The sequence below is a fragment of the Proteus cibi genome (genome assembly GCF_003144405.1).
In the GTDB taxonomy this organism is placed as follows: Bacteria; Pseudomonadota; Gammaproteobacteria; order Enterobacterales; family Enterobacteriaceae; genus Proteus; species Proteus cibi.
This window is the reverse complement of sequence record NZ_PENW01000009.1, coordinates 321,848-345,259: the sequence shown is the minus strand read 5'-3', so window position 1 is coordinate 345,259 and position 23,412 is coordinate 321,848. Positions and strand designations below refer to the sequence as shown.

Sequence of the window (23,412 nt, the reverse complement as noted above, 5' to 3'; positions counted from 1 at the left end):
TTATTCCTCTGAACCACGCGGTGCGGGTGGAGAAGCTGGCAATACGGTGTTGTTATCACCAAGAAGAATGTGGTCTAGAATTTGTCTTGTAATATCACCGACAGAAGGACCTGCGCCACCATTCTCTAGGATAATAGAGATGGCTACGGTTGGTTTATCATAAGGCGCAAAAGCAATCATCAATTTGTGGTCACGAAGATGTTCAGCCAATTGACTCGCATTGTAGGTTTCGTAACTAAACACCTGCGCAGTTCCTGATTTTGCGGCTACTTTATAAGGTGCATCTGCAAAACTTCGGCGACCTGTACCGTTAGGAAAATTAGCCACACCATACATGCCGTGTTTTGCTAATTCCCAATAACCTGAGTTGATATCACCAATTTGTCGTGTTTCAGTATCCACATAAGGCAACATTTCATTGCCAAGTTTTGTACCATAAAGTAGGTGAGGGGTTTTAACTTGGCCGTCATTAATCAATGTCATTAACGCTTTCGCCATTTGAATTGGCGTTGCTGTCCAATAACCTTGTCCAATCCCTACAGGGATCGTGTCACCTTGATACCAAGGTTTTTTATAACGTTGTTGTTTCCACTCACGCGTTGGCATGATGCCATTACGTTCTTCGGATAGATCAATACCAGTATATTCACCATAACCAAAGCGCCCCATCCAAGTTGATATACGATCAATACCCATATCATAAGCAACTTGGTAGAAGAAGGTATCCGCCGATTCTACGATAGATTTTGTCACATTAAGCTTTCCATGTCCCCAACGTTTCCAATCTCGATAACGTTTTTCAGAGCCTGGAAGTTGCCACCAGCCAGGATCATGAATTGTTGTATTGGCTGTAATGACACCTTCACTTAATGCAGCAACAGACATAAACGGTTTTACGGTTGATGCTGGTGGATAAAGACCTTGGGTTGTACGGTTGATCAGCGGTCTATCTGGGTTGTTTAATAACCCTTGATAGTCGGTGTTCGAAATCCCACCGACAAATAAGTTAGGATCATAACTAGGGTTTGATACAAGCGCTAAAATTTCACCATTGCGAGGATCGGTTACTACAACCGCCGCTCGGCTTGTGGTGAGTAATTCTTCAATATAGGTTTGCAGTTCAAGGTCGATGGTAAGATAGATATCTTTACCTGCCTGTGGGGGCTGTTCGTGTAATTGGCGAATAACTCGACCACGGCTATTAACTTCAACTTCTTCATAGCCAGTTGTGCCGTGTAAAACAGACTCATAATAACGTTCAATGCCTAATTTGCCGATATCATGAGTTGCCGCATAGTTAGGTGATAAACCTTCTTTTTCAAGGCGTTCAACATCTTTATCGTTAATTTTTGCGACGTAACCAATCACATGTGTTAATGCTGAGCCATAAGGGTAATAACGACGTTGATAGCCTTTAATTTCTAAACCGGGATAGCGGTATTGATTGATTGCGAAACGCGCGACTTGTACTTGGCTTAATGTTGTTTTTAAAGCAATAGAGCTAAATCGACGTGAGCGCTTGCGCTCTTTTTCAAACGCAGCAATATCTTCGTCAGTTAAATCAACAACATCTCTTAAACTTTCAAGTGTTTCCTGTAAATTTGCTACCTTTTCCGGCACAATCTCTAATTGATAGATAGTACGATTGAGCGCAAGAGGGATACCTTTGCGATCGTAAATAATGCCTCTGCTGGGAGCGATTGGTACTAATTTTATTCGGTTATCATTTGAACGTGTTTGATAATCATCATGGCGATCGATCTGTAAGTGATTGAGGTTAAAAACCAAAATACCACTCAATATAATAATTACTGAAAATGCGACAATCACACGACGGATAAATAGCTTTGATTCCGCAGTATAATCTCGAAACGGGGTACGTTTTTTTCTTTTCATCCCATTTGACTTCACTTACTGACCCGCCAATTTATTGATTATTCACGATGATAAGGATGGTTTGTGGTAATGCTCCATGCCCGATAAAGGCTTTCTGCTACCACGACGCGAACAAGGGGATGTGGCATTGTTAAAGGAGATAACGACCAGCTTTGTTCAGCCGCAGCCTTACAAGCAGGTGCTAATCCTTCAGGGCCACCAATGAGTAAGCTGACATTCCTACCATCAAGCTTCCATCGATCAAGTTGTTCTGCAAGTTTTGGCGTATCCCAGCGAGCGCCAGGAATATCGAGAGTAACGATACGATATCCTTTACCTACAGCCGCTAACATTTGTTCACCTTCTTTTTCGAGAATACGTTTTATATCCGCATTCTTTCCACGCTTGCCAGCGGGGATCTCGATAAGTTCTAAAGGCATGTCTTTTGGGAATCGATTAAGATAATCCATAAAGCCGGTCTGTATCCAGTCCGGCATTTTTGTACCAACGGCAATGAGCTGTAATTTCAAACTCAGCTCCAGAGTTTTTCAAGTTCGTACATACGGCGACTATCTTCTTGCATGACGTGTACCATGGCTTCACCAAGATCAACGACAATCCAGTCAGAAACGCCTTGACCTTCAACACCTAAAGGTTGTAACCCCGCTTCGCGACAATCATCAACGAGATTATCTGCAACAGACATTAGGTGTCTGCTTGATGTGCCCGTACAAATAATCATGTAATCAGTGACACTTGATTTTCCGCGGACATCTAATGCAATAATGTCTTGAGCTTTAGAATCTTCAAGTTTATCAATAATAAATTGCTGTAATTCAGAACCTTGCAAAAGGATCACCTTTAATCTAATGAGTTAATTCAATCGAAAAATAACATATTCGTGATACTTCAAGTTGCAGTGTTGTTGACTACACTTATTTAGCACTAGTTATATACTTGAGTATGTTCCTAGCGACTTGCTCCACTTGTTGTCTCACTGCGCTTCAAATTATTTAGAATATGAATGCTATTTTAAAGGAATTTATACCAATAAATCTATTTTACTGGATGATTAATTCCAGTTAGCAATAACAAGAACATAAACCTCATTTTCTTGTTTTTCGACGTTTGATTTAGAAAAATTCATATATGCCCATTAACTGCGTCATAATAAATAACAAAAAGAAGGCAGATAGGAACTTTTCCGTTTAGACGACAGTTTTACCTTACAGTTCCCTTAAGGGAACAGAGGGTGAGAATAACAGCTAAACCTCGTCTGTCAATGCTCATCAACCACCTAAATAGGTGTGTTTTTATTTTGTTGGGTTCAGATTATACAGACTAATACTCATACTTTTTAGTTAGAGAGAAAAAGAATGAAAAGAAAAGTGAATTATCTCGGGATATCTTCAGAAATTATGAGTAACAGCGATCGCCAATTACAAGAAAAGTTAGCGTTACTTTGTCATGTGGTGAAAGATGAAAAAATAGGCATTATGCAGATAGATCTCCAAAACAGAGATCATCCGTTACCAATTTATGGTTATATCGGAAAAGAAGGGGACACTCTTGTTTCGTCATCAAATTTTACCTTACCTCAATTAAGTCTTGAGCAAATTTTACAGCCTATTTTTCTTGATCATTTTCTTACCCAATTTTTTACACTATTCGATTACCAACAACAGGTTAATCAATCATTAAGTAAAGGGGCTTTGATTAAATTCCATAGTCGATATAAATATTTAATTATGGCTTATTCGCAAGTGGCTTATCGAGAATTAGGGCGTTATATCGCGAACCTTTCTGACGAAATCCCCCTCGACGAAGTAGCATCGAAATATCAACAAAAGCTAATGAAAGCATTAAGTGTTGCACCAAACCGAGAAGGGCAAACGAATGCATTAATGCATATGGCGGGATATTTTAAGCGAGTGCTGAATTCGCAACAGAGACAAGAAATGTCACAAACAATTTTGCTATATCGTCAAGGTATTGTGCCTTTTTCTAAGCCTTATGATTTACTTCAATATTGGCTAACTATTTATCCTGATGATTATTTGGTTAACCAACGCTATTTTTCGCCTTATCCGTCAGCTTTTAATTACTTAAGATCTCAGCTTTAGAATTAATACCTTATTTATAAAGTTGTTGCTGGCGAATATAGTCTTCAACGGAGTTGGGGAGTAAATCGTGACAATTTAGACCGGCTTTGTGACGAGCGCGAATGTCTGTCGCTGAAATATTATAAAGAGGAGTATCAGCCAGAAAAATTTTTCCTGAAGGTAAGCAATGAATATCTTCTTGCTGTTTTGTCTGATGCTGGGTTAGCCAAGTTTGCATTTGTGTGTTTTCAAAATGGGTTTGATAACCGGGACGGGCGCAAACTAGCAAATGGCATACATCCAAAAGTTTATCCCACTGATGCCACGTATTAATTGAAAGCAATGAATCTTGACCAATAATAAAAGCTAAGGGTTGCTTATCACCAATTTCTTTTCTGAAGTCCCTTAATGTCTCAATAGTATAAGAAGGTGTTGGTTTCTCAAGCTCTCGAGTATCGACTTTAAATGAAGAATATGGCTCAAGAGCAAGTTGCACCATTTCAAGACGTTGCTGAGAAGATGCCTCGGGTTGAGGGCGATGAGGAGGAATATTGTTAGGTAGCCAAATCACTTCTTTTAAACCAATTAATCCTGAAAGTGCTTCAACTGGACGCAAATGCCCATAATGAATAGGATCAAATGTGCCACCATATAAAGCGATGGCTTGGTTAATTAAAGGTGTTGAGTGATGGGTTCTAGGCATGACTTACAAATCCTTCAGGTAATGCTTTTCCACAAAGTAATAAGCCCAGGGCACTAAGAGAGGGCCAAACAGTCTGTCCATAATCTTGCTTAATCGTAATTTCAATGGTTGCAAGTAATCGTATTGCTGTCAGCAATTGATGTTCAGATAAACGTTGTAGTGCGGCTGTGAATATTGGGCGCCGGTTCTGCCAAATTCGATGTTTATCAAATATCGTTTTTAATGACGCTGTTTTAGATTCACGATGTAGCATAATCAGCTGCATCAATTCACGTTGTAAAGTTCTGAGTAAAATAACCGGTTCAGCGTCTTCTCTTTTGAGTTGTTGCAAGATATGCCATGCACGTTGTGTTTTCCCTGCAAGTAATGCATCGACCCAGTGATAAGGGGTAAAATGAGATGCATCATTGACCGCTGCTTCCACTCTTGGGAGCGTTAACTTACCGTCAGGATACAACAGAGAAAGGCGTTCGATGGCTTGTGCTAGTGCCAGTAAATTTCCTTCATAACAGTAGCAAAGTAACTGATTACCTTGTTCATCCAGCGCTAACCCTTTTTGTTTTGCTCGGCGCGCAACCCAATTGGGTAATTTATCAAGTTCTGGAGTCAGACAAGAAACATAGGTTCCATGTTGGCTTAGTGTTTTAAACCATTCACTATTTTCTTGTGCTTTTGTGAGTTTATTGCCACGTAAAATCAACAATAAATCTTGATGTAATTCTTGAGATAGGCGAGTGAGTTTCTCTGACATTGCTGCATTGGGACCATTTTCAGGTAAATGCAGTAAAAGAGATTGTCTTTGAGAAAAAAGGCTTAGCGATTGACAAAGCGAGTAAATTTCATTCCAGTCCGTATTATTATCAAGGGTAAATTGATAATGTTCGATAAATCCTTGGGATTTAGCCACGGATTGAATAGCATCTTGAGACTCTTGGAGTAACAGTGGTTCATTACCCCAGAGTAGGTAACTTTGGCGCAGCCCCTCTTGGAGCTGCGCATTCAGTTGTTCTGGATATAAGCGGATCATTTGGCTGGTGAGATTATCTGTTTTGCCTGCTCAGCTTGTGCCGCTTTTTGGCGTTCAGCGTTGTGAACCACCAATAATTTACGCACTAATATTGCTGTCGCTTGTTCACGCATCTCTTGCTTGATAATGTCATTTTCAGCATCTTTCGCTAATGCTTCTAATGGGTTATCGAAGAATGGACGTGAAACCTGTGATGAAATTGGGTAAATCGTACCATCAGGCATAATCACTTGTGCATCAAGCAAAAATGTTAACTGACGTTCTGCTGATTTACCGTCTTGATACACAGAAACGGTCTCTTTACTTTCTGATGAACCGACAATTTTAAGAATAGGGATATTGGCTGTTGGATTTTCAACGAGCTGAACACCACTAAGTCTAAGTTGTTGACGCATGACACGAGATAATGGGCCATAAGGGTCACTAGAGCTAAGATAAAGCGTTTTTAATTCTGCTGGAACCTGAGTTTTACCTTGAAGGTGAAAACCACAGCCAGCGGTGATTAACACCGCTAAACCGAAAAATAGCGAAAGTAGATATCGCACTAGGCCTCCTTATCAGCCAACAACGATGTTCAGTAATTTTCCTGGCACATAAATGACTTTACGAACAGTCACATCTTCCAAGTATTTAGCAACACTGTACTCTTTTGTCGCCATTTCCTGAACATATTCTTTTTCTGAATTAGCCGGAACAGTGACTCGACCACGCACTTTACCATTCACTTGAACGATGATCAGCTTGGTGTCGTCGATCATCGCTTCTTCATCAGCAACTGGCCATGGTGCAACATCAACGTCCTCTTTTCCACCTAATGCTTGCCACATAACAAAACAAGCATGAGGGATGATTGGAGAAAGCATACGAACAATGGCTTCTAAGGCTTCTTGCATTAAAGCACGATCTTGTTCCGTTTCTTGTGTTGCGCGAGTTAATTTATTCATTAACTCCATAATGGCAGCAATCGCAGTGTTAAAGGCTAAACGACGACCTACGTCATCAGATACTTTTGCAATTGTTTTATGTAAGTCACGACGTAAGTCTTTTTGTTCGTCTGTCAGTGCAGACAGATCAAGAGACTGTGTCGCTCCTTTTTGAGTGTGTTCGTGTACTAGACGCCATAAACGACGTAAGAAACGGTTTGCACCTTCAACACTAGACTCTTGCCATTCCAGTGTTAATTCTGGTGGAGCAGCAAACATCATAAATAAACGAACTGTATCGGCACCATAACGTTCAACCATAGTTTGTGGGTCGATACCGTTATTTTTAGATTTAGACATTTTGCTCATGCCAGCATAAGTCAATTCATGACCTTCGCTGTCAGTCGCTTTAATGATGCGATTTTTCTCATCACGTTCAACAATAGCTTCTGCAGGAGATACCCAATGACGAGCACCGTCTTCACCTGTGTAATAGAACGCATCCGCTAATACCATGCCTTGACACAGTAAGCGTTTTGCAGGTTCATCTGAGTTAACTAAACCAGCATCACGCATCAGTTTATGGAAGAAACGGAAATACATTAAGTGCATGATAGCGTGTTCAATACCACCAATATACCAGTCAACAGGTAACCAATAGTTAGCCGCTTGCGGATCTAACATGCCTTTATCGTAATCAGGGCAGGTATAACGAGCGTAATACCAAGAAGATTCCATAAAGGTGTCAAAAGTATCAGTTTCACGTAATGCGGGCTGACCATTAATTGTGGTTTTTGCCCACTCAGGATCTGCTTTAATTGGGCTGGTGATCCCGTCCATTTTAACATCTTCTGGCAGGATAACGGGCAGTTGATCTTCAGGAACAGGAACAACAGTACCGTCTTCTAACGTTGCCATTGGAATTGGCGCACCCCAATAACGTTGACGAGAAACCCCCCAATCACGTAAACGGTAGTTAACTTTACGCTCACCAACACCCATTTGTGCCAGTTTATCTGCAATTGCATTAAAGCCAGTTTGGTTGTCTAATCCAGAGAATTCACCAGAGTTAATCAGGCTATTTTTCTCGGTTAATGCGCCTTCAGATAAGTCAGGTTGATTACCTTCAGCATCTGCAATAACAGCTTTAATTGGTAAGTTGTATTTAGTTGCAAATTCCCAGTCACGTTCATCATGACCTGGAACAGCCATGACAGCACCTGTGCCGTATTCCATTAATACAAAGTTAGCAACCCAAATAGCGACTTTCTCTTTTGTTAATGGATGAATAGCATAAAGACCCGTTGCAATCCCTTTTTTCTCCATTGTTGCCATATCGGCTTCTGCCATTTTCATGTTACGGCATTCATCAATGAAGTGTTGAACATCAGGATTATTTTGAGCTGCTTTTTGCGCTAATGGGTGACCCGCGGCAACTGCAACATAAGTGACGCCCATAAATGTATCAGGACGTGTTGTATAAACGGTCATTGTGTCGTTGCTGTCAGCAACATCAAATTTAATTTCGACACCTTCTGAGCGACCAATCCAGTTACGTTGCATGGTCTTAACTTGTTCTGGCCACTCATCTAACGTATCTAAATCGTTTAATAGCTCTTCTGCATACTCAGTAATTTTGATAAACCACTGTGGAATTTCTTTACGCTCAACAGGGGTATCACAACGCCAGCAACAGCCATCGATAACTTGTTCGTTGGCTAAAACCGTTAAGTCGTGTGGGCACCAGTTAACAGCCGAGGTCTTTTTATAAACTAAGCCTTTTTCATATAACTTAGTAAAGAACCACTGCTCCCAGCGATAATATTCTGGTGTACAGGTTGTGACTTCCCGATCCCAATCATAACCAAAACCCAGTTTCTTTAACTGGTTTTTCATATAATTGATATTTTCGTAAGTCCACGGCGCTGGCGCGGTATTATTTTTTACAGCGGCACCTTCTGCGGGTAAGCCAAATGCATCCCAACCGATAGGTTGTAAGACATTTTTACCTTGCATACGTTGATAACGGGAAATCACGTCACCAATGGTGTAGTTACGGACGTGTCCCATGTGTAGTCGGCCAGAAGGATAAGGTAGCATTGACAGGCAGTAATATTTTTCTTTGTTACTATCTTCTGTCACTTTAAATGTATTGTTCTTTTCCCAGTGTTCCTGGATAGTTTGCTCTATATCTTCAGGACGATATTGTTCTTGCATGGCACCGATAATCCTATGGTGAATTAATGGCTACCGGAGGGTAACCGCTATTATGAAATTAAGACTTGCATAGCATAGCTGATTTTGTCTAATAGCCACAACTATTGATCTCAATGAAAGCCACTGTTTGCATAACTTTTTCAATACAATTGCGAGATATCTTGGAAAGAGTTAACGCAAAAAGATAATAAATGCGTATTTTATGAAAAAATAATCGCGATATTGCGAAAAAAGAAGATTGTTTGATATTTAGTTGCGAGGTTAATCGAAATTATTATTTTGGGCTGACGTGCTAAAAAAGCACGCCAGCAGAGGGGATGTGAGGTTTAGTGTAGAATTTTAGCAAGAAAATCTTTTGCTCGCGCTGATTTTGGATTATCAAAAAAGTCATTTTTAGGTCTATCTTCCACAATTCGACCTTCATCCATAAAAATAATACGGTCAGCAACTTTTTTAGCAAAACCCATTTCATGGGTCACTACCATCATCGTCATACCTTCATTTGCAAGCTCTACCATTACATCAAGGACTTCATTAATCATTTCAGGATCAAGCGCTGATGTCGGTTCATCAAATAACATTGCAATTGGGTCCATACATAATGCGCGAGCTATGGCGACACGTTGTTGCTGACCACCTGAAAGTTGAGCGGGATATTTGTTGGCATGGCTTGCTAATCCTACGCGCTCTAATAGCTTTAACCCTTTCTCTTTTGCTGCCTCTTTCTCTCTATTAAGCACTTTAACTTGTGCCAGCGTCAGATTCTCAATAATAGAGAGGTGAGGGAAGAGTTCAAAATGTTGGAATACCATACCCACTTTTGCTCGTAATTTAGCAAGATCAGTGTGTTTATCATTGACTTTGATTTCATTAACAAGGATTTCGCCTTGTTGTATAGGCTCTAAGCCATTCACTGTTTTGATCAGTGTTGATTTACCTGATCCAGAAGGCCCACAGACAACAACAACTTCCCCCTTTTTAACTTCAGTGGAACATTCAGTCAGTACTTGGAACTGACCATACCATTTGGATACGTCTTTTAGGGAAATCATCTAGGTAGTCCTTTTTTTAAGAAAGTTCACTAACATCGAAGCGGCGAAGCTAATGACAAAATAAACAAAACCAGCAAAGAGGATCATTTCAACTTGTGTACCATCTCGTTCTCCAATATTTGCCGCTGTTCTGAAAAAGTCAGTAAGACTTAAAACATAAACTAAGGATGTATCTTGGAATAATACAATGCCTTGAGTTAGTAAAAGCGGGATCATGGCTCGAAAAGCTTGAGGTAGGATCACTAAACGCATTGTTTGTGATTTGGTCATACCTAATGCGAGTGAGGCTGAAAATTGTCCTTTGCTAACACTTTGAATACCTGCTCTTATAATTTCAGAGTAATAGGCTGCTTCAAATAAAGAGAACGCTATCATTGCTGAAATTAAACGGATATCACTTTTCGGTGAAAGTCCTAGAACATTTTGTAATATGTTAGGCACAATTAAATAAAACCACAGCAATACCATGACTAATGGAATAGAACGAAAGGTATTCACGTAAGCGGCAGCAAACCAGCTAATAGGCTTGAAGGTAGACAGACGCATAACAGCAAGCACTGTTCCCCATAAAATACCGACCACAATCGCTGTGATAGTGATTTTTAGTGTGATAGCCATTCCATCAACTAAAAATGGTAGGCTTGGAACAACAGAACTCCAGTCAAATTCGTACATTATTGACCCCCTGTTGTGCCAGGTAAGCGAACGCGTTTTTCAAGCCAATGCATTATTAGCATAATGATGACATTGATAAATACATAGGCGAGTGTGATTGCTGTGAATGACTCATACGCTTTGGCTGAATAGTCGAGAAGTTTATTCGCTTGTGCCGCCATATCGATAAGCCCGATAGTAGAGGCAATCGCTGAGTTTTTCACAAGATTGAGCATTTCGGATGTCATTGGTGGAATAATGACTCGGTATGCATTGGGTAATAAAACATAACGATAAGTTTGGGGTAAAGTTAAGCCCAATGCTAAGCCCGCGGCTTTTTGACCTCGAGGTAATGAGTTTATTGCGGCTCTCACTTGTTCACACATACGCGCTGCGGTAAATAAACCTAAGCAAAGTGCTGATGAGACAAAAAATTGCACATTTGGCGCTAAGTCCATTTTAAACCAATCGCCAATAGATTGAGGTAATAGTTCAGGAATAACGAGATACCACGTAAAGAATTGAACAATAAGTGGTACGTTACGGAATAACTCAACATAAACAGTGCCTAAGCTTGAAAGCCAGCGATTAGGGACGGTGCGTAAAATTCCGAATAAAGAACCAACAAGAAAGGCAATAACCCAAGCGCATAGAGATAAGGCAATAGTGACTTGGAAGCCAGAAATCAGCCATCCTAAGTATGTGGTGTTTCCGAATGGGGCTTCTTGGAAGAATATCCCCCAATCCCAATCAATCGACATGATTTCACCTCCGGTGAAAAAGAGGGGCAGGGAACGGCTGCCCCAAACTTCACTGATCTGTCTGTCCAACAGATACTTTATAATTATGTATTTTGCATCAACTACTTATGTTTTTTAATTCAATGCCTTATCATTTGGTGATGCAAATAATGCTTTCATTTCATCAGAGATGGTGAATTCTAGGTTAAGATTTTTAGGGGGGATTGGTGCATTAAACCAGCGATTGAACGATTTTTCTGCTTCACCCGATTTTTGTGCTTTAGCGATAGTTTCATCAATTAACGCTTTGAATTGAGTGTCATCTTTACGCAACATACAACCATAAGCTTCTTCAGATTGTGGGGTTCCTACAATTTCCCACTCACCCGGTTTTTTCGCTTTAGCACGTTCACCAGCCAGTAATGCGTCATCCATCATAAAGGCAACAGCACGACCGGATTCAAGTGTACGGAATGAGTCTCCATGGTCTTTTGCGCTGATAATGCGCATATTCATCTTTTTCTCATCATTTAATTTATTGAGTAACATCTCAGATGTTGTGCCTGATGTTACGACAACATTTTTACCAGACAAGTCAGCAAAATCTTTAATTCCACTGTCTTTTTTCGCCAGTAAACGTGTACCGACAATGAAAATAGTATTAGAGAAGCTAGCTTGTTGCTGACGAGCTTCATTGTTGGTTGTTGAACCACATTCAAAATCAAATGTACCATTTTGTAATAATGGAATGCGATTCTGAGAAGTAATAGGAATGAGGCGAACTTGTAAGTTTGGTTTGCCTATTTTGTCTTTTACAGCTTGCACAATTAGGTTGGAATAGTCTTGAGAATAGCCAACCACTTTCTGTTGATTATCATAGTAAGAGAAAGGAACAGAGGATTCTCTGTGTCCAACAATAATAATATCATTGTCATTGATTTTCTTTAAGGTGCCAGTGAGTTCTTCTGCCTGCACAGCTCCTGCAGCCCCTAAAATCATTAATGATAATGCTAGTTTACGCATGCGCATAATAACTCCTGTCGTGGTGATAAGTGATATTTGTGTTTTGCTTTGTGTTGCTTTTTTGTTTTAATTTGTTTTGATAATGTTAATAGATAGAACAAATAACATACCGTTGGGAAGTGCAATTTGTGAAATACGAGAGGTATCTCTCAATAAAAGAATGAAATCAAATATAGTTGATTATTTTTTTGGAAGTTGTTTTCAATATTTAAAATTATTGTAGTAGAAACCTTATAGAAATAAAGGGTAAAGATGGAAATTTGAGATAATGCGAAAAATAAACTAAGTAGGGATTTGTAAAGTTTGTCTTAAGGAGTTGTTTGTCTGTAGATTACCGCTAAGATAGCGGGTCATATTGATGAGGAACATCTATGAGTAATTGGCGGTCAGGTCGCTGGCTAGTGGTAATAACAGTTTTGCTGATTTTGTGTTGTATTGTTCAGCGTTCATTAGGTGCCCACATCATTAGTGAGCGCTTAGCAACGGCTGTTGCTCAAACACATTACCCACTATCAACACCAATTGCCGATGAGAAGAGCGGAACAGAGCACACTTATTCATTATCTACCTGTGAGTTAAGCGCCAAATCATTATTATCTGTTCCTCCATTAACAATAGAACCATTTTTTCATTCATGGGCTGTATTGCTATTGTTAAGCATGGCTGCCATCTATGTTTCGCGTCAGCGTAATCAGAAAAAACACCACCATCCACCTCCTCCAATCAGACTTCACCTTCATTATTGTATTTTGAGGGATTAGAAATTTCCTTTTAGCTAAAAGACTGCGCGTCTATTTTGGACGTGGCTCTATGTGTAGCGTTGTAGGAATTTTTAGGGAGTTGTTATGTTTCGTTCTTTTGTTATGGCGTTGATATTAACGCTATTTACTTTATCTACTTCTCAAGCCGCAGATACAGGCTGGTTAACTACGCCTGATAATTCTCATGCACAAGTTAGGGCGACAGCACAAAAGTCCCCAGCAGGTAACGTAAAAGTTTTACTTGAGGTACAACTTGAATCTGGATGGAAAACGTATTGGCGTTCTCCTGGAGAAGGTGGTGTAGCCCCTGAAATTAATTGGTCGCAAGATGTGAGTACAATGAATTGGCATTGGCCTTCGCCTTCAGCTTTTGATGTGGCCGGTATTCACACGCAAGGTTATGATAAACAAGTTATTTTCCCCATTGAGTTATCCGCGGTTCATGCTGATCGTTTAACGGGTGTTTTAACTTTATCAACATGCAGTAATGTCTGCATTCTGACTGACTACACTTTAGATTTAGATCTTACCGAACCTGTGCCTGCTGATTTTGAATGGCAATATAATCAGGCAATGGCCAAAATTCCTGTTGGAACAGGATTAATTTCTTCAGTTTCTTCGGAGTATCACAATAGTCAACTCACTATCTCCTTACAAAGAGAGCAAGGTGCTTGGGTTAAGCCTAATATTTATCTTGATCCCCCTGAAGGTATGCTTTATGGCATTCCAAAATTAAATCATCAAGATAAAAACCTATTTGTCACCGTTGATGTGACTGATGATTGGGGTGATGCTACCGGTGATATCTCAGGTAAGGTGCTTTCCTTTGTTATTACTGACCAAGATTTTTCTCGTCAAGTTAATGACACCATAGGGCATGGAAAAGAGGACATTATTCCACCGTCCAGTTCAGGTGTTGGGCTTTGGAGTATTCTTGCTTTTGCACTATTAGGTGGCTTAATTTTAAATTTGATGCCTTGTGTATTACCTGTGCTTGCGATGAAAATGGGATCAATTTTACATCTCGAAAATCGGGATAAAGGCGTTATTCGCAAGCAGTTCTCGGTTTCTGTTTTAGGGATTTTAGTCTCATTTTGGGCGTTAGCTCTGTTTATGACAGGCTTACGTTATAGCCAAGAAGCCTTAGGCTGGGGAATTCAATTCCAAAGTCCTTGGTTTATTGGTTTTATGGTATTAGTGACTGCTATTTTTACTGCAAATCTATTTGGATTATTTGAATTGCGTTTAAGTAGCAATATGAATACCAAGATGGCAACAGCGGGTGGACAAGGATATAGTCGACACTTTTGGGAAGGCGCATTTGCGACTTTACTTGCGACACCTTGTTCAGCGCCGTTTTTAGGAACCGCCGTCGCTTATGCACTTATTGCCCCTCTTAATGAACTATGGCTTATTTTTACTGCTCTAGGGATTGGAATGAGTTTACCTTGGATCTTAGTGGCAATATTTCCATCTATTGCCAAAGCACTACCAAAACCAGGTAAATGGATGAATCGTCTAAGAGTGGTTTTAGGCTTTATGATGCTGTTGTCCAGTATTTGGTTAGTTACATTACTTATTCCACACCTAGGAATGCCAATAGTTATGGCTATTTTCATTGCCATTACTTTGCTTTTATTGTTAGCAATTGCACGACATTATGGCAAAAAAACGGTATTTATTTCGGCTGTTATTGCTCTCTTTTTAGGTGGAGGCACCTATCTATTTGTGAAGCAACCAGCAAGCCAAACACTTGCAGGTCAAGATACGATAAATTGGCAACCTTTATCAGAAGAAGCGATACACCAAGCATTAGCCGACAATAAACGCGTATTTATTGATGTAACCGCAGATTGGTGTGTAACCTGCAAAGCAAACAAATACAATGTATTATTGCGAGATGAGATCCAAGAGGCACTTTCAGCGCCAGATGTTGTCGCATTAAGAGGGGATTGGACTAAACCCTCTGAGAAGATCACTCAGTTTTTAAAACAACGTGGTCAAGTCGCAGTACCTTTTAACCAAATTTATGGGCCTTGCCATAAAGATGGCGTGGTTTTACCCCCTATTTTAAATAAAGATTCAACATTGACAGTTCTTTCTGAGGCTAAAGGAGCCCAATAATGAAAAAAACACTTTCTGCACTGGTTATCTCTTCGTTACTTTTTGGTGCAAATGTGCAAGCTGCGGCGTTAAGTGCTGATCAGGAAAAAGAAGTTCGCGCGCTGGTTCGTGATACGTTAATCAAAAATCCAGAAATTTTGGAAGAAGCTATCACGGCATTACAAGCTCAAAAAGCAGATGAGCAACAAGCTCAATTCCGTACAGCATTAAATGCAGAGCATGATGCATTATATAATGATGCAGCAAGTCCTCGTATTGGTGCAAAAGACGCTAAGTTAGTGTTGGTTTCTTTTACTGATTATAACTGCCCTTATTGCAAACGCTTCGACCCATTATTAGAACAAATTACAAAAGATTATCCTGAAGTTGCTGTGGTCATTAAACCACTGCCATTTAAAGGTGAAAGTTCAGCAAAAGCCTCTCAAGCTGTGCTTTCAGTTTGGAAAGAAGATCCAAAAGCATTCTTAGCATTACACCAACGTTTAATGCAGAAGAAAACAATGCTAGATAACGCAAGTATTGATGATGCAATGAAAACAACCAATACAAGTAAAGTGAAATTAACAGATGAAAGCTTAAAGGCGTTACAAAATAACTTAGATCTTTCTCGTAAGTTAGGCATTCAAGGTACACCAGCAACGGTTGTTGGCGATATGGTTATCCCAGGTGCTGTTGATTACGCTCAACTAGAAGTGATTGTGAAAGAGCAACTGGCTAAAGTGAAAAAATAATGCGTAGTCGCTTACGAAAGTGGAGTAAAGAACTGCTTGTTCTGGTTGTCATTTTCGTTATAGCTTCTTTTGCTATGGATTGGTGGCGACAACCTACGCCACCGTCTTTAACAAATTTACCGGAGCTTTATACTGTTGATAATAAAGTTGTTTCTTTAGCTGAATTAAGTGCTGAAAAGCCCTTATTAATCTATTTTTGGGCAACTTGGTGTGGCGTTTGTAAGCTAACAACACCCGCAGTAAATTCGTTAGCGCAAGAGGGTTATAACGTGACATCTGTTGCGATCCGTTCTGGTGATAATGCAAAGTTAGAGCGCGGTATTCAGTCTAAAGGACTGCTCTTTCCTGTAATAAATGATAGTCGAGGCGATATTTCTCAGCAGTGGGAAATTAGTGCAACACCTTCATTTGTTATTGTTTATAAAGGGGAAATGGTGGGCTTTACGAGCGGTTGGTCATCTTCGTGGGGATTAAAACTACGTTTATGGTGGGCGGGTTTTTGAACGGCACACAAGCAATCATTTTAAGCTTTAATCGTTTAAAAATAACGGAATTCATTACTCTATGAATTCCGTTATTTTATTTTGCTTTACTCAATTCGGCGCTTAATAAAGGCGATGATAAAAAAGAATCCAACGATTATCCACAATGGTGTATTTCCCCATTTGTAATAAGGGGTTAACCCCGTTGTTGGGGTGATTTTTTCCGCTAAAGCACCTTCTTCAAACTGAGGAAGTTGAGAAATGACATCACCATTGGCAGCAATAAATGCAGTAATACCGTTATTCGTTGAGCGTAATAACGGTCTTCCTAACTCAAGAGAACGCATTCTCGCCATTTGAAAGTGTTGCCAAGGACCAATTGAATTACCAAACCATGCATCATTAGAAATCGTTAATAAGAACCGTGTATCCGGTTTAAAATTAGCACGGACTTGTTCACCTAAAATAATTTCGTAGCAAATAGCTGCGGTTATTTTGGCATCATTGACAGTAAGCTGAGGCTGCACATATTCACCTTGGCTTAATGATGACATCGGTAAATTAAAGAAAGGTGCAAGTGGGCGTAATAGTGATGCTAATGGTACATATTCACCAAAAGGAACAAGGTGATGTTTGTTATAGCGATCGGTTGCTGGATATTGATAAGCATAATGTTCACCTAATGTGATGACACTATTGTAGAAACGATAACCTTCTAATGTGGGTCGGGCATCAATAATTCCCGTCATTAAATGGGTATCTTGTTCTCTTAATTGCTTATCCAATTCTGCTAAAAAGCGTTGTTGCTGAATTTCAACATCTGGGATCGCAGATTCAGGCCAAATAATGAGATTTGCATTGCCAATAAAAGGGCGACTTAAGGTGAGATAGGTTTTTAAGGTGCTTTCTAATGTACCCGGTTCCCATTTTAAAGATTGTGCAATATTCCCTTGGATTAATGCAATTTCTTGCGTTTCATCAGGCAAAGGTTGATACCATTGATAGGACTTAAAGCTGATAGGTAATACTAATAAAAGCAGTGCAACGACAAGGCTGTAAATTGATTTACGATAGATTGTAAAGGCAATTAAACCACTAATCATGGTTAAGAGCAGCGTTATCATTGTGACACCAAAAATAGGTGCAATACCTTTTAATGGACCATCAATTTGGCTATAACCAAACTGTAGCCACGGAAAGCCTGATAATACCCAACCTCTTAAAAACTCAGTGATTTGCCATAGTGCTGGGGCGGCAAATACAAACCGCCACAGGGTTGGTTTTGGAAAAAATTTATTTAGCAATCCTGCAAATAACAGCGTGTAGAGTGATAAATAGAGTGCTAATAAAATCACTAAAAAGATATTTATCGCAAACGGCATACCACCAAAATCAGCAATACTGACGTAAACCCAATTTACACCGCTACCAAATAACCCAAATCCCCAAGCAAAACCAAGGAATGCGCCTTGACGAGTTGTACGATGAGTGATTATCAGTAATAAGCCAAGTAGTGAAATTAACGCCGCAGGCCAAAAATCAAATGGCGAAAATGCTAATGTGCCTATGGCACCGAAAAAAACCGCCAGAAGGGCGCGAACCCACTGGCGGTTTAAGAAAGAGATCTTATTCATTGATATCCTATGCATCATTACCTAGTTCAGGGATTGGCGCATCATCGGGGATATGCACATAAACCTGAATGATTTTACGGCTATCTGCCATAACAACTTTAAATTGGTAATTATCAATGGTAATAGTTTCACCACGAGCAGGAAGGTGACCAAAGGCTTGCATAACTAAACCGCCAATCGTATCAACTTCTTCATCGCTGAAATGTGTACCGAACGCTTCATTGAAATCTTCTATCTGGGTTAAAGCTCGAACTGAGTAAGCGTGACGACTTAACGGACGGATATCAATATCATCCTCATCATCATACTCATCTTCAATTTCGCCTACGATAAGTTCAAGAATATCCTCAATTGTGACGAGTCCAGATACGCCCCCGAATTCATCGATCACAATCGCCATATGGTAGCGTTGGGAGCGGAACTCTTTTAATAGGCGATCAACCCGTTTGCTTTCAGGCACAACAACAGCAGAGCGTAAGACTTTATCCATACTAAATGGCTCTGCGTCAGTACGCATAAACGGCAGTAGATCTTTTGCCATTAATAAGCCTTCAATATGATCTTTGTCTTCGCTAATGACTGGGAAACGGGAATGTGCTGAATCAATAATCACATCTAAACACTCATCAAGGGTTTGATTGCGTTTTAGTGTGACAATTTGCGACCGAGGGATCATGATGTCCCGAACGCGTTGTTCAGCAATATCCATTACCCCTTCAAGCATGTCGCGGGTGTCAGGATCAATTAATTCTTTCTGTTCAGAATCGCGGATAAGCTCCATCAGATCATCACGGTTTTTAGGTTCACCGTGGAACCACTGATTAAGCAGTGTGAGAAACCCTTTCTTAGGACCAGGGTTATCGTTACTCGAAGATTGGTCGTCGCTCATGGCGTTTTAACTATTTTTCCTCATTGAATGGTTAATTAGATATAGTATTTATCATAAAAATAAGAGAACTGTTACTCTTTTTCAATCAAATAGGGATCTGCATAACCTAAATTTTGTAAGATTTCTGTCTCTAAACCTTCCATTTCTTCGGCTTCATCATCTTCAATATGATCGTAGCCTAAAAGATGCAGACATCCATGAATAACCATGTGTGCCCAATGCTCTTCAACAGTCTTACTCTGCTCAACCGCCTCTTTTTCTACCACTTGGCGGCAAATAATCAAATCACCTAATAACGGCAATTCAATTTCAGGTGGTGCCTCAAAGGGAAAAGAAAGCACATTAGTCGGTTTGTCTTTTCCACGATAAGTGAGATTCAGTTCGTGACTTTCTGCTTCATCAACAATACGAATAGTCACTTCACTTACAGGTTGAAATTGCGGTAATACCGCTTCTAACCATGTCATAAATTGGGCTTCAGTCGGAAGCCCTTGGGTATTTTCGCTTGCTACTTGTAAATCAAGGATAACTTCACTCATGATTTTCTCTCTGAAGCTTCTCTTTTTCTGCTTTGATAGCTTGGCGGCGTTTTTGATCTTCCGTTTCCCAAGCTTCATAAGCGATAACAATTTTGGCAACCACGGGATGACGAACAACGTCCTCACTGTGGAAAAAGTTAAAACTTAAGTCATTAACATCAGATAAAACTTCAATGGCATGACGTAAGCCTGATTTATTGCCTCTTGGCAGGTCAATTTGGGTGATATCCCCAGTAACAACTGCTTTAGAGTTAAAGCCAATACGCGTTAAGAACATTTTCATCTGTTCGATAGTGGTGTTTTGGCTTTCATCAAGAATGATAAAGGCGTCATTTAATGTCCGTCCACGCATATAGGCGAGAGGCGCGACTTCAATGACATTACGCTCTATTAGTTTCTCAACTTTTTCAAAACCTAACATCTCAAATAACGCATCATAAAGTGGTCGTAAATAGGGATCGACTTTTTGACTTAAATCGCCCGGTAAAAAGCCCAGTTTTTCACCCGCTTCAACCGCAGGACGCGTTAATAAAATACGGCGCACTTCTTGACGCTCAAGAGCATCAACAGCGGCAGCAACAGCCAGATACGTTTTCCCTGTACCCGCAGGCCCAATACCAAATGTAATATCATGGGTTTGGATATTGGCAATATATTGTGCCTGATTCGGTGTTCGAGGTTTTATCACACCTCGCTTAGTTCGAATATTGGTTGATTTTCCAAATTCAGGAACATGCTCATCACTTTGCTCAAGCACACGGCTTTCTTTGATTGCAAGGTGAATTTGTTCAGGATCGATATCGGGGATCACGCCTTTAATTGGCGAGGTTTCCACATACAGGCGACGTAAAATTCCTGCTGCTGCATTGACACACAATGATTTTCCCGTGAGTTTAAAACGGTTATCACGATGATTAATCTCGATACCTAAACGGCGCTCAAGTTGCTTAATATTATCGTCAAATGGACCACATAGGCTCATTAAACGGGCATTGTCAGCTGGCTCTAAGAAAATTTCTTGGGTCGCTACCTGTGCATGTGCTATTACTGTCACTGATTATCCTTTTGTTAAATCTGATCAATTAAGGTTGGTAAACACCTACCCCTAATTCATCTTCTTTACGAGTACGAGCGATTACAGATTCTGGAGATTCGTGAATACGTAAATCCATTTGATCTTCTGTTCTGATAACTTTACCGCGTAATGAGTTGGCATAAACGTCAACAATCTCAACATCAACAAATTTACCAATCATATCTGGCGTACCTTCAAAGTTAACCACACGGTTATTCTCAGTACGACCTGAAAGCTCCATCACATTTTTACGTGAAGGTCCTTCAACTAGAATACGCTGTACGGTGTTTAACATTGCACGGCTAAAGTTCATCGCTTGTTGATTGATGCGCTGTTGTAGCAGATATAAACGTTGTTTTTTCTCATCTTCAGTGACGTCATCAGGTAAATCAGCGGCTGGTGTACCTGGACGTGCTGAATAGATGAAACTAAAGCTCATATCGAAATTAACATCTGCAATTAATTGCATCGTTTTTTCAAAGTCGTCTTGGGTTTCACCCGGGAAACCGATGATAAAGTCTGAGCTTATCAGAATATCAGGACGTGCTTTGCGTAGTTTGCGAATGATGCTCTTATATTCAAGTGCAGTATGGTTACGCTTCATTAATGTTAGAATGCGGTCAGAACCACTTTGCACTGGCAAATGTAAATAGCTGACTAATTCTGGTGTATCTTCATAAACCGCCACAATATCGTCAGTAAATTCGATAGGGTGGCTGGTAGTAAAGCGAATGCGGTCAATACCGTCAATTGCGGCGACTAAGCGAATTAATTCAGCAAAGCTACAGATTTGACCATCAAAAGTCGCGCCACGATAGGCGTTAACATTTTGACCTAACAAGTTTACTTCGCGCACACCTTGTGCAGCTAATTGAGCAATTTCAAAGAGCACATCATCACAAGGACGGCTAACTTCTTCACCGCGAGTGTAAGGAACTACGCAGAAAGAGCAGTACTTGTTACAGCCTTCCATGATGGAGACGAAAGCAGAAGGACCTTCAGCACGTGGCTCTGGTAAACGGTCAAACTTTTCGATTTCAGGGAAGCTGATATCAACAACAGGGCTTTTAGTCCCTTTAACCTGATTAATCATTTCAGGTAAACGGTGTAAAGTTTGTGGCCCGAAGATAATATCGACACACTGCGCACGTTGACGGATGTATTCACCTTCTTGAGAAGCAACACAACCGCCGACGCCAATGATAATATCGGGTTTATTATCTTTAAAATATTTCCAACGTCCTAACTGATGAAAGACTTTTTCTTGTGCTTTCTCACGGATAGAACAGGTATTTAGCAGTAGAATGTCCGCATCTTCGGCGACATCGGTTAACTGATAACCGTGGGTGCTTTCGAGTAGGTCTGCCATTTTGGATGAATCGTACTCATTCATCTGACAGCCCCAAGTTTTAATGTACAGTTTTTTTATCGTCGACATTGTGTAAATCCGGTATTTTCAGTGAGACAATAGCTAATCATTGGAAAACGTTGCGTGTAATAAGCCAATAAGGCGGTTATTGTAGTCATTTGTGTGGTCAGTGACTAGAGCAAGTCGGCGCTAATTCTCTATGGCGTTTAGTTTAATAGAAATAAACTGAAACAGCGCTTACCTATTATTTAAAGTAATGAGTTATGGCATAACAATGATGAGTAATGTAAAAAACGATTTTGATGCAATCATCGCGGGTGGCGGGATGATTGGCGCTGCTGTTGCAATTGGGCTGGCGCAAGAAGGATTGCGTGTTGCAATGATTGAACGACAGTCTCCAGCACCTTTTGATGCGTCATCTCATCCTGATATCCGTATTTCTGCGATTAGTTGCGCGTCCGTTAGTCTATTAAAACAATTAGGTGCATGGCAACATGTTTTAGCTATGCGTTCTGCGCCTTATCTTACCTTAGAAACATGGGAAGAAGAAAATGCCCATGTGGTTTTTGATGCTAAAAGCTTAGGTTTACCTGAATTAGGCTATATGGTTGAAAACCGAATTTTGCAATTAGCGCTTTGGCAAGAGGCTGAACGTTATAGCAATATCACTTTATTATGTCCAAATAGTCTAAGTAAAATGACGTATTTAGATAATAAATGGAAAGTAACCCTTTCTGATGGCTGTGAAGTGACCACTAATTTAGTCGTCGGTGCGGATGGCGCGAATTCTCAAGTCCGCCAATTTGCGGGGATTGGTAGCAATGGTTGGCAATATCGTCAATCTTGTATGCTGATCACCGTGAAAACAGAGTTGCCTCCTGAAAAAGGAACATGGCAACGTTTTTACCCGTCAGGGCCCCGTGCTTATTTACCCCTTTTTGATCATTGGGCCTGTTTGGTTTGGTATGACTCGCCTGACAGAATTAGAAAACTGCAAAATATGTCGATGACGCAGTTAGAAAAAGAAATTCAACATGCGTTCCCTGAGCGTTTAGGTAAAGTAACGCCTATTGCAGCAGGTTCATTCCCATTAACGCGTCAGCATGCAAGCCGTTATGTTGACAAAGGTATTATTTTGCTGGGGGATGCGGCTCACACCATTAATCCTTTAGCGGGACAAGGTGTTAATTTAGGTTACCGTGATGTGGATTGTTTCTTAGATTTAGTGGCTGATGCCAAAAAACATTTTGAGCCTTGGGATTCAATGGCGGTATTGAAGAAATATCAGCGTCGTCGTATGCCTGATAATTTAGTCATGCAAGCAGGTATGGACGTATTTTATCACGCCTTTAGCCATCAACTACCAGGTTTAAAAGTCGTTAGAAATATTGGTCTTTTAGCCGCTCAACATGCAGGAAAAGCGAAAGAAGCAGCATTACGTTATGCGTTAGGTATTAAGTAATTAGAAATGCGATGATCTGAGTTGGATATC

The 23,412-nt window shown here is 40.2% G+C and carries 22 protein-coding genes; 6 read left to right on the top strand and 16 right to left on the bottom strand.

Translation table 11 applies throughout. The features are described 5' to 3' along the window. From mrdA to rsfS, 3 genes are read right to left on the bottom strand one after another with little or no spacing between them, the layout of a single operon-like run. On the bottom strand, positions 1 to 1,896 hold the full coding sequence (mrdA, locus tag DK865_RS05520; RefSeq protein ID WP_023581140.1) for a peptidoglycan DD-transpeptidase MrdA: 1,896 nt from the start codon (positions 1,894 to 1,896) through the stop codon (positions 1 to 3). Between the two features lie 38 nt (positions 1,897 to 1,934). Beyond that, the gene (gene rlmH / locus DK865_RS05515) at positions 1,935 to 2,405 is read right to left on the bottom strand and encodes a 23S rRNA (pseudouridine(1915)-N(3))-methyltransferase RlmH (RefSeq protein WP_109391403.1); all 471 of its coding nucleotides are present in this window, start codon (positions 2,403 to 2,405) and stop codon (positions 1,935 to 1,937) included. 2 nt (positions 2,406 to 2,407) lie between these two features. Next, positions 2,408 to 2,734 carry a ribosome silencing factor gene (rsfS, locus tag DK865_RS05510; RefSeq protein ID WP_006537732.1) on the bottom strand — a complete coding sequence of 109 codons (327 nt, stop codon included), beginning with the start codon at positions 2,732 to 2,734 and terminating at the stop codon, positions 2,408 to 2,410. Positions 2,735 to 3,293: 559 nt separating this feature from the next. Here rsfS and DK865_RS05505 point away from each other — a divergent pair. Next, complete coding sequence (locus DK865_RS05505) at positions 3,294 to 3,998, top strand: YbgA family protein (protein WP_228407729.1); 705 nt, start codon at positions 3,294 to 3,296, stop codon at positions 3,996 to 3,998. A 10-nt stretch (positions 3,999 to 4,008) separates the two neighbouring features. Here the strand turns inward: DK865_RS05505 and nadD are convergent, their stop codons facing one another. The 8 genes from nadD to DK865_RS05465 all read right to left on the bottom strand — a co-directional run bounded on the left by nadD (position 4,009) and on the right by DK865_RS05465 (position 12,322). Then, on the bottom strand, positions 4,009 to 4,680 hold the full coding sequence (gene nadD / locus DK865_RS05500; protein ID WP_023581142.1) for a nicotinate-nucleotide adenylyltransferase: 672 nt from the start codon (positions 4,678 to 4,680) through the stop codon (positions 4,009 to 4,011). Continuing rightward, entirely contained in the window at positions 4,673 to 5,707 is a 1,035-nt protein-coding gene (gene holA / locus DK865_RS05495) for a DNA polymerase III subunit delta (RefSeq protein ID WP_109391401.1), read from the bottom strand. The genes nadD and holA overlap by 8 nt, the downstream gene beginning before the upstream one ends. Further along, positions 5,704 to 6,252 (bottom strand): LPS assembly lipoprotein LptE, encoded by a 549-nt coding sequence (gene lptE / locus DK865_RS05490; protein ID WP_036912038.1) that lies wholly within the window; start codon positions 6,250 to 6,252, stop codon positions 5,704 to 5,706. Before lptE ends, holA begins: the two co-directional genes overlap by 4 nt. Positions 6,253 to 6,264: 12 nt before the next feature. Continuing rightward, a complete protein-coding gene (gene leuS / locus DK865_RS05485; RefSeq protein WP_109391400.1) occupies positions 6,265 to 8,847 on the bottom strand; it encodes a leucine--tRNA ligase in 2,583 nt (860 codons plus the stop codon). A 326-nt stretch (positions 8,848 to 9,173) separates the two neighbouring features. After that, complete coding sequence (locus tag DK865_RS05480) at positions 9,174 to 9,899, bottom strand: amino acid ABC transporter ATP-binding protein (RefSeq protein ID WP_023581145.1); 726 nt, start codon at positions 9,897 to 9,899, stop codon at positions 9,174 to 9,176. Next, positions 9,900 to 10,574, bottom strand: coding sequence for a glutamate/aspartate ABC transporter permease GltK (gene gltK / locus DK865_RS05475; protein WP_006537724.1), 675 nt, complete (start codon positions 10,572 to 10,574; stop codon positions 9,900 to 9,902). Further along, complete coding sequence (locus DK865_RS05470) at positions 10,574 to 11,314, bottom strand: amino acid ABC transporter permease (protein ID WP_069370058.1); 741 nt, start codon at positions 11,312 to 11,314, stop codon at positions 10,574 to 10,576. The genes gltK and DK865_RS05470 overlap by 1 nt, the downstream gene beginning before the upstream one ends. A 114-nt stretch (positions 11,315 to 11,428) precedes the next feature. After that, positions 11,429 to 12,322 (bottom strand): amino acid ABC transporter substrate-binding protein, encoded by an 894-nt coding sequence (locus tag DK865_RS05465; RefSeq protein WP_036912042.1) that lies wholly within the window; start codon positions 12,320 to 12,322, stop codon positions 11,429 to 11,431. Between the two features lie 365 nt (positions 12,323 to 12,687). Here DK865_RS05465 and DK865_RS05460 point away from each other — a divergent pair, with 365 nt between their 5' ends. The 4 genes from DK865_RS05460 to DK865_RS05445 all read left to right on the top strand — a co-directional run bounded on the left by DK865_RS05460 (position 12,688) and on the right by DK865_RS05445 (position 16,435). Beyond that, on the top strand, positions 12,688 to 13,077 hold the full coding sequence (locus tag DK865_RS05460; protein ID WP_036912045.1) for a hypothetical protein: 390 nt from the start codon (positions 12,688 to 12,690) through the stop codon (positions 13,075 to 13,077). A gap of 84 nt (positions 13,078 to 13,161) precedes the next feature. Then, positions 13,162 to 15,201: a protein-disulfide reductase DsbD family protein gene (locus DK865_RS05455; protein ID WP_109391399.1), complete on the top strand. Its 2,040-nt coding sequence runs from the start codon at positions 13,162 to 13,164 to the stop codon at positions 15,199 to 15,201. Beyond that, the gene (locus tag DK865_RS05450; RefSeq protein ID WP_023581150.1) at positions 15,201 to 15,932 is read left to right on the top strand and encodes a DsbA family protein; all 732 of its coding nucleotides are present in this window, start codon (positions 15,201 to 15,203) and stop codon (positions 15,930 to 15,932) included. Before DK865_RS05455 ends, DK865_RS05450 begins: the two co-directional genes overlap by 1 nt. Beyond that, positions 15,932 to 16,435 carry a protein disulfide oxidoreductase gene (locus tag DK865_RS05445; protein ID WP_109391398.1) on the top strand — a complete coding sequence of 168 codons (504 nt, stop codon included), beginning with the start codon at positions 15,932 to 15,934 and terminating at the stop codon, positions 16,433 to 16,435. Before DK865_RS05450 ends, DK865_RS05445 begins: the two co-directional genes overlap by 1 nt. Positions 16,436 to 16,521: 86 nt before the next feature. On the opposite strand, the gene lnt is transcribed toward DK865_RS05445, so the two are convergent. From lnt to miaB, 5 genes are all read right to left on the bottom strand, one after another. Beyond that, on the bottom strand, positions 16,522 to 18,048 hold the full coding sequence (gene lnt / locus DK865_RS05440) for an apolipoprotein N-acyltransferase (protein ID WP_036912051.1): 1,527 nt from the start codon (positions 18,046 to 18,048) through the stop codon (positions 16,522 to 16,524). A 7-nt stretch (positions 18,049 to 18,055) separates the two neighbouring features. Beyond that, positions 18,056 to 18,937 carry a CNNM family magnesium/cobalt transport protein CorC gene (corC, locus tag DK865_RS05435; RefSeq protein ID WP_023581153.1) on the bottom strand — a complete coding sequence of 294 codons (882 nt, stop codon included), beginning with the start codon at positions 18,935 to 18,937 and terminating at the stop codon, positions 18,056 to 18,058. 71 nt (positions 18,938 to 19,008) lie between these two features. Next, positions 19,009 to 19,476: an rRNA maturation RNase YbeY gene (gene ybeY / locus DK865_RS05430; protein ID WP_023581154.1), complete on the bottom strand. Its 468-nt coding sequence runs from the start codon at positions 19,474 to 19,476 to the stop codon at positions 19,009 to 19,011. After that, positions 19,469 to 20,530, bottom strand: coding sequence for a PhoH family protein (locus tag DK865_RS05425; protein WP_036912056.1), 1,062 nt, complete (start codon positions 20,528 to 20,530; stop codon positions 19,469 to 19,471). Before DK865_RS05425 ends, ybeY begins: the two co-directional genes overlap by 8 nt. A 28-nt stretch (positions 20,531 to 20,558) precedes the next feature. Next, a complete protein-coding gene (miaB, locus tag DK865_RS05420) occupies positions 20,559 to 21,989 on the bottom strand; it encodes a tRNA (N6-isopentenyl adenosine(37)-C2)-methylthiotransferase MiaB (RefSeq protein ID WP_023581155.1) in 1,431 nt (476 codons plus the stop codon). Between the two features lie 205 nt (positions 21,990 to 22,194). On the opposite strand from miaB, the gene ubiF reads away from it, so the two are divergent. Continuing rightward, positions 22,195 to 23,382 (top strand): 3-demethoxyubiquinol 3-hydroxylase, encoded by a 1,188-nt coding sequence (ubiF, locus tag DK865_RS05415; protein WP_023581156.1) that lies wholly within the window; start codon positions 22,195 to 22,197, stop codon positions 23,380 to 23,382. Positions 23,383 to 23,412: the final 30 nt, after the last annotated feature.